Source organism: Acidobacteriota bacterium, assembly GCA_040754075.1.
Taxonomy (GTDB): Bacteria; Acidobacteriota; Blastocatellia; order UBA7656; family UBA7656; genus JBFMDH01.
This window is the reverse complement of sequence record JBFMDH010000007.1, coordinates 1-14,045: the sequence shown is the minus strand read 5'-3', so window position 1 is coordinate 14,045 and position 14,045 is coordinate 1. Positions and strand designations below refer to the sequence as shown.

The 14,045-nt window shown below is 54.3% G+C and carries 1 protein-coding gene; it reads left to right on the top strand.

Going from position 1 to position 14,045, the window contains the following annotated elements:
• Window positions 1–484: 484 nt before the first annotated feature.
• Window positions 485–14,045, top strand: a 13,561-nt coding sequence (locus AB1757_09535) for a PKD domain-containing protein (protein ID MEW6127269.1), incomplete at its 3' end; no start/stop codon positions are given.

Here is a 14,045-nt window from a genome sequence, read left to right as displayed (position 1 = left end):
ACCTGATTCTTAAAAGATCAAAATCAAAATTTCTCTTAACCGAAAAACACGATTTACCGCTATCCGTTTATAGTGACGACCGTGCTGAGATAGCGTGTGTGAAATAAAGAAACTTTTATTGAGTCTGCGTTCCAAAAACTCAAACCGATGAGCAACACGTTTCAGGCGTCATCGGTACACCTTTATCTAGTCATCAGGGGGGTAGGGCTTTCTGAATATCTGGTTTTAGGTGAAGTGTGCCCTGTAATCAAATCGGGACTTCCTGCAAGACCGCCCACGATTCTACAGCACATATAACTTTTAATGCCTATTTTCAGAAGGCAACCATCAAGATATTGATAACGCTTCCGTGATCATTTCATCAGGGAATGGGGATGAAAATTTGAAAATGACAATCCATAAATATGAGACGCTAATCTGCACACTTTTTTCCAGCAATCCTTACGCTATCAGCTCTAAGTTAAAAAGATTGGTTGCCATTATATTGCTACCGACCATATTGCTGTCCGCCACGCCTCCGGTATTTTTTGCTGCTCCGGTTAGTGCCGTTAAATTACCCTCGAAGCGTTCGACTGTCGCCACCAACGCTACGACTGCAAACCAGTTGCCGATGAAGTCGGCTTCTACGCCATCCCTGCTTCCGAGATTAGCCTTTACTCCTTTTGTGTTGAATACGCCTACGGCAGTTATCAAACGGGTGTTGAATCTTAACAGCGGAAGAATCGAAGGTTCAGCCCAACAGCTTTCAGGTGAAAATGTTACTCTGGATGGTTCTTCGGTGATTACCCAAGACCTGCTGGTTCCCGGCAGCCCCAATGTGCAGATCAATGGGCAACCAACATTCGCAGGGGTGCTGGAAGGCAGCGGCGATCAGCAACCCAACAACTACACGGTAACGATCAAAGGCAATGCCAGTCTGCGCAATCTGATTACCCGGACGAATCCTTTCGAGCTTCAACCGATTGCCTTGCCGCCTGCGCCTGCGGGCACGCGAGATGTTTCCTTAACCCAGCAGGGACAAAGCGTCGGAGATTTTTCAACCTTGCGCAATTTGACGTTGTCGGGACAGGCAGGTTCGGTGAGCGTACCGCCGGGAACCTATGGCAATTTTACCGGCAGCGGACAGACCAGTTTCGTTTTAGGGGTAGCCAATTCCACGAGCGTTTATAACCTGCAGGAACTGACGCTCAGCGGCTCAAGCACCTTGCGGCTTGCGGGCCCGGTCATCCTGACGGTGGCAAATGGGGTAAACCTATCCGGTTTATCACTGGTTGGTGAAGGCACGCATGCGGACTGGTTGTTACTAAAACTTGCGGTGCAAACCCCACTCAACAGCACCACACCGGGATTGAAACTGAGCGGCAACGCGACACTGCATGGATTGGTTCTCGCTCCCACGACGTTGGTGAAAATCGATGGCGGCAGCACGCTTGACGGCGCGCTTTACTGTGATCGTTTAACCCTGAACGGAACCTTGAAAGTGAGGGTCGGGAATCAGTCGCCTGCGGTTGATGCGGGCAGCGACCAGAGCATCGGATTTGGAGGCACAGCAAACCTCAGCGGCGCAGTTACCGATGATGGCTTGCCCAATAGTCAACTCACCTATTCCTGGAGCAAAGTGAGTGGTCCAGGAGAGGTGACTTTCGCCGATGCGAGTGCATTAACCACCACGGCGACCTTTAGCATTGCAGGGACATATGTGTTACGGCTGACGGCAAGTGATACGGTGTCGACCAGCTACGATGAGATAACCGTAACCGTCATTCCCCAAAATCAGGCACCTGAGGTGAATGCCGGCGCGGATTTAATTATCACCTTGCCCAATGCAGCTTCTTTAACCGGCAGCGCCAGTGATGACGGATTGCCAACGGGAAGCCCGTTGACCTACCAATGGAGCAAATTAACCGGCAGCGGTGAGGTGAGCTTTGCCAATGCCACGCAACTGGCTACCACAGCCAGTTTCACGACTGCCGGGGTCTATGTCTTGAGACTCACTGCAACGGATGGCGCGCTCTCTACCAGTGACGATGTGCAAATCACTGTCCATCCCCAGAATCAACCGCCGGTCGTCAATGCCGGAACCGACCAGACCATCACCCTGCCAAGCGGCGTGACTTTAAACGGCATTGCGACGGACGATGGCTTACCAACAGGCAGTTCCCTGAATACAGTTTGGAGCAAGGTTAGTGGTGCTGGCGATGTCACATTCGCCAATGCCAATGCTCTGGTAACCGCTGCGAGTTTCAACGCAGCCGGTACATATGTCTTACGGCTTACGGCAAGCGATAGTGAATTAACCACCAGCGATGAAGTAACGATCAATGTCATTCCGCAGAACCAAGCGCCTCAAGTCTCTGCCGGGCAAGCACAAACCATCACCTTGCCAAACTCAGCCACGCTTAACGGTACGGCAACCGATGACGGTTTGCCATCAGGCAGTACATTGACGACAACCTGGAGCAAAGTCTCAGGCGCAGGAGATGTCACTTTCGCCAATCCTAATGCGCTTGTAACAACTGTGTCATTCAGTGTGGCGGGGGTTTATGTAGTACGACTGAGCGTGAGCGATACTGAACTGACCAGTTCCGATGAAATAACCATTACGGTCATTCCGCAGAATCAACCACCGCAGGTCTCTGCCGGCGCAGATCAGGTAATCAGCCTCAATCTGTTGCAAAACCCCGGCAATGAAAAGCCCCTAATAAACGGTGAGGTTGAAGGTTGGACAAAAGCCCTTGGCAATAACTGGACGCAGGCGACAGCCGGAACCAACGGCTTTCCTCAGCAATTTCAAGGCGCAACCTATTTTTATGCTGGTGACGATGCGGAAGCCGAGTTGCGCCAGGATGTAGATATTTCCGCCTTCGCCGCAACCATCGCATCGGGCAATCAGCAATTCAGTTTCAAGGGATATGTACGTTCACTTGATGAGGCATCGCCTGACAGCGCGCGGATCGTTGTCGAATATCGCGATGGCGCAAACGAGCAAACGCTTGCCACATTCGATTCGGGACAATTCACTTCATCAACGGAATGGGCATTGGTCTCAAATCTTCAAACTGTACCGGCAGGCACAAGTTGGATCAGGGTTCGGTTAATTGCAACGCGCAACACCGGAACGAGCAATGACGCTTTCTTTGACGGTTTATCCTTGCAGGCGATTCCGAATACGGCGGTAGTTAAACTCATCGGCGCAGCCACCGATGATGGCTTGCCATTTGGAAGTTCATTGACTTTATCGTGGAGCCAGGTGAGTGGTCCCGGCACCGTTACCTTCACAGCGCAGAACGCCGCGATAACGCAAGCGACGTTTACGGACGCGGGTACTTATGTTTTGCGACTGACGGCAACGGATTCGCAATTAACCGCCAATGATGAGGTGACGGTCATCGTTCAGGCGCTCAATCAACCGCCGACGGTGAATGCAGGCGCAGACCAGACGATTACCTTGCCGACAGCCAGCGTAAACCTCAGCGGCATAGCTTCTGATGAGGGATTGCCACCGGGCAGCGCCTTGACAACCCTGTGGAGCAAAGTGAGTGGCGCGGGCGACGTAAGTTTTGCCGACGCCAATGCCTTGTCAACCTCCGCGACTTTCAGCGCAGCCGGAACTTATACGCTGAGACTTACCGTTAGCGATGGCGATTTGGTCGGTACTGATGAACTGACGGTTACGGTCAATCCGCAGAATCAACCGCCACAAGTTTCGGCAGGCGCGGATCAAACCGTCACCTTGCCCAATGCCGCTTTATTAAATGGTTCAGCAACTGATGACGGCTTGCCTGCGGGGAGCAGTGTGTCCATGCAATGGAGCGTCGTCACGGGCGCGGGCGATGTCACTTTTACGAATGCCACAGAAGCGGCGACCATAGCCAGTTTCACGGCGGCAGGGGTTTATGTATTGAGACTGACGGCAACGGATTCGGAACTTTCAGCGAGTGATGATGTGACCATCACGGTGATTCCCGCAAACCAGCCGCCACAGGTCAGCGCCGGCGCTGACCAGACGATTACGCTTCCGGGTAATGTGAGCTTGAATGGCACGGCAACCGATGATGGCTTGCCGTCGGGCAGTTCGTTGACTTATGAGTGGAGTAAAGTATCGGGCGCAGGCGAGGTCACCTTTACCAACTCTGGCGCATTAGTGACAACCGCCGGTTTCAGTCAATCCGGCATTTATGTTTTGCGGCTGACAGCAAGCGATTCACAATTATCGGCAAGTGATGATGTGGTGGTTACGGTCAATCCCGCAAATCTTCCTCCGACGGCGAGTTTCTCGGTCCCGAGCGCGTGGAAGCCGTTGTCAGCCACAGTTGTGGGCTATTCGAGCTATGCCGATGAGAGTTTCCGCCCGGAAAATTTATTGGACGAGCAACAGACGACGATCTGGCGCTCTGCCAATCAACAGGTGACCAACCAGTTCATTCTTTTCGAGCTAACCGGAGTAAGTGAATATTTCATTGATCGCGTGCGCCTGCAATCTTCGAGTTCAGGTGGCAGCACCCTATCGCTCAAAGATTTTGATATACAAATTTCAACCACCACAACAGACGCCGCAGCTTTCACAACCGTGTTAAGCGGCACAATGCAACTCAACGTCACCCTGCAACAATTCGTATTTCCGGGCGGGGCTGTGCGGGCGCGTTATGTGAAGTTGGTTGCGAAAAACAACTACGGTTCGACATCGAACGTTCAGCTTGCCAGATTCCAAATGATCAGCCTGGGAAGCGCCGATAGCATCATCTCGTTACCCGGACAACCGAATGCAGCGCGTAACGGCTCACCGGCTTTAATCGCTAACGGCGCTGTCGTCCTTGATTTCAGCAGCCAGAGAGACGGCAACAGTAACACGGTTAATCAAATGCTTGATTATAACTATGGCGGTTGGATCAGCGGCGGAAATAGCAATCAATTCGTCACCATTCAACTGGCAGGCGCAATGAGTTACGCGCTCAAGGGCGTTAAGATTGCTCCCTGGGTTGATGGCAACACCTCCTGGGCGGTGAGGGATTTTGAAGTTTGGGTATCCAATACCACGACAGATACACTGGCTTTCAACAGAGTTTTGACTGCGAGTGTGACGACCGATACCAATCCGCAAACCTTTCTCTTTCCCGGTGGGACGATTCAGGCAAAGTATGTCAAATATATCGCGCTCAACAATCACGGCGGAAATGCGGTCATCGGCACAGACCTTTTCGATGTGATTACGGAAAACGATGGCGCTACGGGAAACCATGCCGCAGTGGTTGGCGCATCGAGTTTCAATTCGATAGTCAATATTCCCGAACTGGCGATTGATTCGGAAGTGAATAGTCAGTGGACAACCGCCACGAATCAAGTGACTAATCAATGGATCAAAATACGATTGGAGAGCGAATCGGCGCGAAAAATTTACGGCGTCCGCATCCTTCCGAATACCGGAGCCGGGGTCAAAGATTTTGAGATACGGGTTTCAACGACGACCGATGATGATGCGGCATTTACCACCGTCTATACGGGGACAGCGACCAGCGCCGGGGTTACCCAGGAATTTTTGTTCTCTGGTCTTCTTGATGCCAAATATGTGCAGTTTTTCTGGCGCAACGGTTATCACCCTTCATTCATCATCACTAAAAATTTAGAAGTATTGGCAGCGCCCTTGGAAGGCGCAGGGCTTTACGGGTTTTCCAGCCAATCGTCAACCCAATTCGGAGCGGACAACCCGCTTGACATAGACACGTCCGGCACGGCATGGGAAACCCCGACCGGACAAATAACCAATCAATGGTTGAAACTCATCTTGCCGAACGCCGATTTGTGGACGATCAATCAAATCGCTTTGCAACCGGGATTTTCATCCGCCGCAGACCCGAATCTGTTGACCTCGCCGAAAGATTTCGAGATACAGGTATCAACGACCGATGCGGCAGACGCCTCGTTTACCACCATCTTTTCCGGCGTCCTGCAAAACCGCAACGAGTTGCAATTTTTCACCTTCGCGCCAACGCAAGCCCGGTTTGTTCGATTGCTGTTGAAAAACAATTACGGCAACTTATCGCAGATGGGGCTTAGGAATTTTCAGGTTTATGCGGTCAATACCGGTGGCACGATTGCCCGTTTCATCGACCAATCAACCGACGCAGACGGACAGATTGTTGCCTACAACTGGGATTTCGGCGACGGGCAAACCAGCGCCGAGCGCGACCCGGTTCACACGTTTGCAACGCCGGGCGCATACACCGTGAGGCTTACGGTCACAGATAACAATGGTCTGACGCATTCTACACAAATCCCTTATTACGCCTTCAATACCTTGCAGGCAGACTTTACAATCTCGCCGCTCAAGCCCTGGGAAGAGATTATGTTTGCCAATTTCCAAGACATTTCCTCCTATCGCATGGGAACGAAGGTGTTACGCAATTGGGATTTCGGCGACAATCAAACCGGCAGTTTCATTCAAACCATCCACAACTATCATGACAACGGGCTATACACCGTAAGGCTTACCTTCGGCGACCCGATCAATATCAATTTCACCGCAACTAAACCTATTCAGGCAGTCAATCTCAACCCGTCAGTGAGTTTGAGCACGGGAGCCACGACTTTGGTGTGGGGACAAGCGTGGACACGGACGCCGAGTATTTCAGACCCCAGTCCGGTGGATAGAACATCGCTCGTTTGCGGTTGGGATTTCGGTGACGGACAAACCACCCAAATCAGCAATTGCACCAACTCGAACGGCATTGCCTCGCACGCCTATGCGCTTCCGGGCGCTTATACAGCGACGCTCACCGTGACCGACAAAGACGGCGGCGCGGCAAACGCCAGCATCAATTTCATTGTGAATAAACGCCCAACTCGCTTTGTTGATTTTACCTCCCAAACCAATGAGACGAGCATCGTGTTGCGAGCGAAATTGACAGATGATTTTGCCGGACAACCGCTCGCTGGCAAATCGGTTACATTTGGCATGGGTGGAAGTAGCGCAACTGCAACATCCACGGCAGACGGTTATGCACAAGCAATTTTGCCATATGCGCCGGGCATTGATGTCAGCGTCGCCTCAGTAGATTTTGGCGGCGACGACCTTTACCTGGCAGGCGGCGGCGGCATCACTGTCATTCCGCCGCAACCCGGCGCGCGACGTTGTACGGGCGATAGTCGCGGCACGGATTTCTGGATTGCTATCCCGGAAAATGCGGTGGGTGCAGTTTCGCCACAAATTTTCATTGCAGCAGAGAACGCCACCTCAGGCACCCTTACACTTTCCGAGATAGGCTTTTCGCAAAACTTCACGGTAGCTGCCAATGGCGTCACACAAATTACCTTGCCCAACACCGCGCCGCTTTATGTGTCCGAGCAAATCGAAAACAAAGCGATACATATCACGACGCAAGCGCCGGTCTCAGTTTATGCTTTCAGCCCCGCTCAATTCACGACCGATGGCTATCTGGCATTGCCGACAGCGACGTTGGGGACAAATTATTTGACGCTGGGTTATAAAAACGTCGGGGGGCTCAACGGCTCGCTCTTTGCTATTGCGGCTACGGTCAATCAAACGCAAGTCACCATCACGCCTGCGGCAACCGTCGGCACACACGCGGTGGGCACGCCTTACACCATCACCCTCAATCAAGGGCAGACCTATCAGTTGAAGCTTAGCGCATTGTCAACCGGCGATCTGAGCGGCACGCGCATCACGGCTACGCAACCCATCGCGGTTTTTTCGGGGCATACAGGCGCGAACATCCCGACCAATATTCAGTTTGCCAATCATATTGTTGAGCAGATGCCGCCTTTGGCTGCGTGGGGAAATGAATTTTTCTCGCAACCGCTCGCTACGCGCACCGGCGGCGACACTTTCCGTTTCCTTGCCGCCGAAAACAACACGCGGGTTTATATCAATGGCAACTATGCGACGACCCTCAATAGCGGACAATTGCATGAACAGATAATTAACGGCGCGGCGCGCATCTTCGCAGACAAGCCCATACTGGTTGCGCAATATTCAAACAGTTATACCTTTGATTTGGTGATCAACAGCGATCCGAGTATGACGCTGTTGATCCCGGCGACCCATTGGTTGAAGCGTTATACCTTCAAGGGGCAACAACTCGGCAGCAATACGACAACCAATTATGTGAACCTGGTGGTGCCGACTTCGGCTGTCGGGCAAATCATTCTGGATGGTTCGCCGATTGCCTCAGCCAATTTCACAGCCATCGGCAACACGGGTTATTCAGGAGCGACGATTACGGTGTCGCAACCGGCGCACAGCCTTGTCGCGCCGGTTGAATTCGGCGCAACAGTTTATGGTTTTGCGCAAACCGATGCCTATTCACATCCGGCGGGAATGTGTGTCGCCTCAGTGATTTCGACGGTAACGGTTGAATTGCAACCGGCGAGCGAAAGTTTAGCGGTCAATACGCAAACCTGTGTGATAGCGACGGTGCGCGATGCCAGCAATAACCCGGTCTCAAGGGTAACGGTTAATTTTACGGTGAGCGGCGTCAATTCGCTGAGCGCCAGCGCCACCACCAATGCGCAAGGGCAGGCGCAGTTCTGTTATACGGGAACAACGGCTGGCTCTGACCTCATTACTGCGGCGGTGCAGAACTATTCGGCAACTGCCAGTCGCACCTGGTTACCGCCCAATCAAGCGCCACAGGTTTCGGCAGGGCAAGACCAGACCATTACCTTGCCTGCGACAGCAGATTTGCAGGGAACTGCGACCGACGATGGTTTGCCAATCGGCAGCAGTTTGATTTATCAGTGGAGCGTCGTCACGGGCGCGGGCGATGTCAATTTCGCCAATGCCATGCAAGCGGCTACCACAGCCAGTTTCACGGCGGCGGGCGTTTATGTGCTGAGGCTTACGGCGAGCGACACGCAATTATCAACCAGCGATGATGTCGAGATCACTGTCAACCCCGCGCCGGTCAATCAACCGCCCACGGTTGATTCGGGAGCTGCGCAAACGCTTTCGCTTGCGGTGAATCTATTGCAAAACGCCAGCGGCGAAGCGCCTTTGGTAAATAATGAAATCCCGAATTGGAACGCGATTTCGGGCAGTTGGACGCAAGCGACTGCCGGAACCAACGGTTTGCCCGAAGCACAACATGGCTTGACCTATTTTTACGCGGGCAATGCGGTTTCGGCAGAACTGATACAAGATGTCAACGTCTCGCCATTTGCGGCAAGCATAGCGGCAGGCGCGCAGGAGTTCGAGTTCAAAGGCTTCGCGCGTAACGCCGATGAGAATCCTACGGATGAGCCTCGCGTGATTATCGAATATCGTGATGCAACCAACACGACGACGCTATTCACAGCGACCATCAACCCGCAACCGATTGCCAACGATTGGGGAGAGGTGACAGACCGCAGAGTTGCGCCGGTTGGCACAGGTTGGATTCGCGTGCGCCTGATTGCCACGCGGCAGAGCGGCGCGACCAACGACGCTTATTTTGACGGGCTATCGCTCAGAGCCGTAACCAACGCGGCGGCGACCTTGAACGGCGCGGCGGCGGATGATGGATTGCCAACGGGCGGCGGACTTATGACAACCTGGAGTTTGGTGAGCGGCGCGGGCACGGTGACGTTTGCCAACGTGAACGCAGCGCAGACGACTGCGGTGTTCAGCGCGGCAGGCAGTTATGTGCTCAGACTCACGGCGACGGATTCGCAATTATCATCCACAAGCGAGGTCAGCATCACGGTGACCGCCGCCAATGTTGCGCCAATTGTGAACGCGGGCGCAGACCAAACGGTTCAACTGCCGACTAACACAGCGACTTTGACGGGCGCGGCAACGGATGACGGCTTGCCTGTGGGGAGCAGTGTGTCTGTGCGCTGGCGCAAAGTATCAGGCGCGGGCGATGTGACATTCACAGACGCTACGCAAGCGAACACGACTGCGACGTTCAGCGCGGCAGGCATTTACGTATTGAGGCTTACAGCAACGGATGGCGATTTGGAAGCGAGCGACGATATTCAAATCACCGTCAATAATCCAAATCAAGCGCCGCAAGTGAACGCGGGCGCGGATATATCGGTCAATCTGCCGAATGCAGCGACCTTGCAAGGGACGGTCACGGATGACGGTTTACCAGTGGGGAGCAGTGTGTCCGTGCAATGGAGTCAAGTGTCAGGCGCGGGCACGGTGACATTCACGAATGCCACAGAAGCGGCGACCATAGCCAGTTTCACGGCGGCAGGGGTTTATGTGCTGAGGCTGACGGCAAGCGATGGCGTGTTGTCAGCTAGCGATGATGTACAGGTCACGGTCATCGCTGCAAACCAAGCGCCGGAAGTGAACGCAGGCGCAGACCAAACGATCAGTTTACCGACCGATACGGTGACACTGGCGGGAACGGCAACCGATGACGGATTGCCAGCGGGCAGCAGTGTGTCCGTGAATTGGACGAAAACCAGCGGCATCGGCACCGTCACATTCAGCAGCGCCGGCAGCCTGACCACGACGGCGAGTTTTTCGCAAGCCGGTGTCTATGTCTTGCGGCTCACGGCGACGGATAGCGCATTGTCAGCGTTTGATGAAGTGGTGATTACGGTGACAGGCGCAAATCAAGCGCCGCAGGTGAATGCCGGACAAGACCAGACGATCAACTTGCCAACCAATTCGGTAAATCTACAGGGCACGACGAGCGACGACGGTTTACCAGTGGGGAGCAGTGTGTCTGTGCAATGGAGTCAAGTGTCAGGCGCGGGCACGGTGACATTCACGAATGCCACAGAAGCGGCGACCATAGCCAGTTTCACGGCGGCAGGGGTTTATGTGCTGAGGCTGACGGCAAGCGATGGCGTGTTGTCAGCTAGCGATGATGTGCAAGTCACGGTCGTTGACCCAACCATTCCGCCGCCGACCGTCGCTATCAATTCGCCTGCGGATGGCGCGGAAATCAAAGCGCCGACGGCAATCAATTGCACGGTGTCGGATGGCAACTGGAAGTTGGAATATGCGCTGGGCGGCGATGACACCTTGACGCAAAGCTGGACGACGCTGGCGAGTGGCAGCGGGGCGGTTACCAATGCCGCGCTTGCCCAACTGGATACGACGTTGCTGTTGAATGGCATTTACGCTTTGCGATTGTCATCGACGAATGGCAGCGGACTGACGGCTTCGCAGACCATCGCCGTGATTGTCAGCGGGCAGATGAAGGTCGGCAATTTCACCCTGGCATTCTCGGATTTGAATGTGCCGGTCGCCGGACTGCCGATGGAAATCATTCGTTCGTATGACTCAAGAGATAAACGCACGGGCGATTTCGGGGTGGGTTGGCAACTCGGCATCAAAAATGTGCGCCTGGAAAAGAGCGCGCCCATCGGGCGATTCTGGCAGCAGACGTTGACGCCGGGTTTGATACCGAAATACTGCCTGGAGCCATCGCGGCAACACCTCATCACCATCACTTTCGGCGACGGGCGGGTGTATAAATTCGCGGCTGTCCCCGCGCCGCAATGCCAGAATGTCGCGCCGCTCACGGCTTCGACGATAACTTATCAAGCGGTGCCGGGAACGGCAGGCACAGCCGGGGCGACGCTCACAGCGGTCGGCGGCGGCGATGTGTTGGTTGACGGTCCCTCGGAAGGCAGCGTCAATCTGGTGACGACGAACGGACTTTATAATCCGCGAGTCTTTGAATTGACCTTAGCCGAAGGGATGAAACTGGTCATCGAACAAGGCGTGGGGTTGCGGTCGATGAGCGACCTCAACGGCAACACGCTGACGATTAATGCAAACGGCATCATTCATTCATCGGGCAAGAGCATTAGTTTTACGCGAGACGCTGAGGGACGCATCACGCAGATTACTGACCCGCTGGGCAATGCGATGACCTATGGGTATGATGCCAATGGCGATTTGCTGTCGTTTACAGACCGCGAGAATAACACCACGACGTTTACCTACAACGCGACGCACGGGTTGCTCGCGATTGCTGACCCACGTGGCATTCAACCGATTCGCAACGATTATGATGCCAATGGGCGGCTCATCAAACACACCGATGCGTTCGGCAAAGAGATACTCTACAGCCACGACCTCGCCACGCAGCACGAAACGATCAGCGACCGCCTGGGCAATCAGACGCTTTATGAATATGACCTGAGCGGCAACGTCACGCGGATGACCGATGCGTTGGGCAACGCGACGTCGTACACTTATGACGCGAGAGACCGGAAACTCAGCGAGACCAACGCCATCGGCAAGACCACGAGTTACACCTATGACGGCAACGACAATGTGTTGACGGTGACCGACCCGTTGAACAACGTCACGACTTACACCTACAACACGCGCAATCAAGTGCTCACGGTGAGAGACGCGCGCGGCAACACCACGAGCAATGTTTACAATGGGCAGGGCAATCTGACGTCAACCACGGATGCCCTCACGCACACGACCAGTTATGCGTATAACGCGCAAGGCTTGCCACAGACGATGACCGATGCGGCGGGGCAAGTCACGAATTATTTCTACAGCAGCGACGGCAATCTTTTGCAAGAGACCGACGCACACAACCATGTCACGACGTTTACCTATGACGCCAACCACAACCGCCTGACCCAGACGACGACGCGGACGCTGGCAAGTGGGACGAGTGAGACGCTGACGACGAGCTATGAGTATGACAAACTCAGTCGCTTGACCAAGACGACCTATGCGGATGGCACTTCGACGCGGGTGAGTTACAACTCGATAGGGCAACAGGCGGCGACCTTTGACCCGTTGAACCGGCAGACGAGTTATGAGTATGACGCGATGGGCAGGCTGGTGAAGACGACCTATGCCGATGGCACGTTTGACGAAGCGACTTATGATGCGGAAGGCAGAAGGTTGACCAGCAAAGACCGGCTCGGCAGCATCACGGCTTTCACTTATGATGCGTTGGGGAGACTGACCAAGACGACCTACGCGGATGGCTCGTTTACGCAGACCGCGTATGATGCGATTGGGCGAGTCGTTTCAAACACCGACGCCTTGAATCACGCGACGACCTATGAGTACGACCCGAACTGTGGTTGTTCGGGGAGACGAGCGAAGATCACCGACGCCTTGGGCAACATGACGCAGTTCACTTACGATGCGGTGGGCAATCAAGCGACGATGACCGATGCCCGCAATCAGGTGACGACGTTTGAGTACGATGCTTTGAATCGGCGGGTGAAAACGATTTATGCCGACTCGACCTTCGACCAGGTGGCTTATGATGCGCTCGGCAGAAACATCAGCAAGACCGATCAGGCAGGGAAGACGACGCAGTTCGCTTACGATGCTTTGGGGAGACTTGTGAGCGTGACCGATGCGTTGAATCAAGTGACCCGTTACGCTTATGACGAGCTTGGCAATCAGGTGTCGCAGACCGACGCCTTGAGTCGCGTGACGCGATTCGAGTACGACAAACTCGGTCGCCGCCTCAAGAGGACACTGCCGCTGGGACAAGTGGAGAGCTACAGCTACAACAGCGTCGGCAATCTCACGAGTCGGACGGACTTCAAAGGTAAGACGACGACTTATGCCTATGACACGATGAACCGCTTGCTCACGAAGACCCCCGACGCGAGTTTGAGCGAGCCGCAAGTCACCTTCACCTACAACGCTTTGGGGCAGCGGTTGACGATGACGGATGCGAGTGGCACGACCACCTATGGCTACGACACGCGGCATCGCTTAATCGGCAAGCAGACGCCGCAGGGGACGCTGACTTACACCTACGACAACGCCTCGAATCTGTTGACCATGCGCTCGTTGAACGGGAACGGGGCGAGCGTCAATTACTCGTATGATGCCTTGAATCGCTTGAGCGGCGTCACCGACAATGCCAAAGGCACACGCCCTGCAACCGGCTCCAGTAGCCTGTCCTATGACGCGGTGGGCAACCTCGCTTCATTCACCACGCCCAATCAAGTCACGCACAGCTACACCTACAACAGCTTGAATCGCTTGACCGATGTGAGGGTGACGAAAGCCACGACGACATTGGCTTCGTATGCCTACACGCTTGGCGCGGCGGGCAATCGCTTGAGCGTCAGTGAGCAGAACGGGC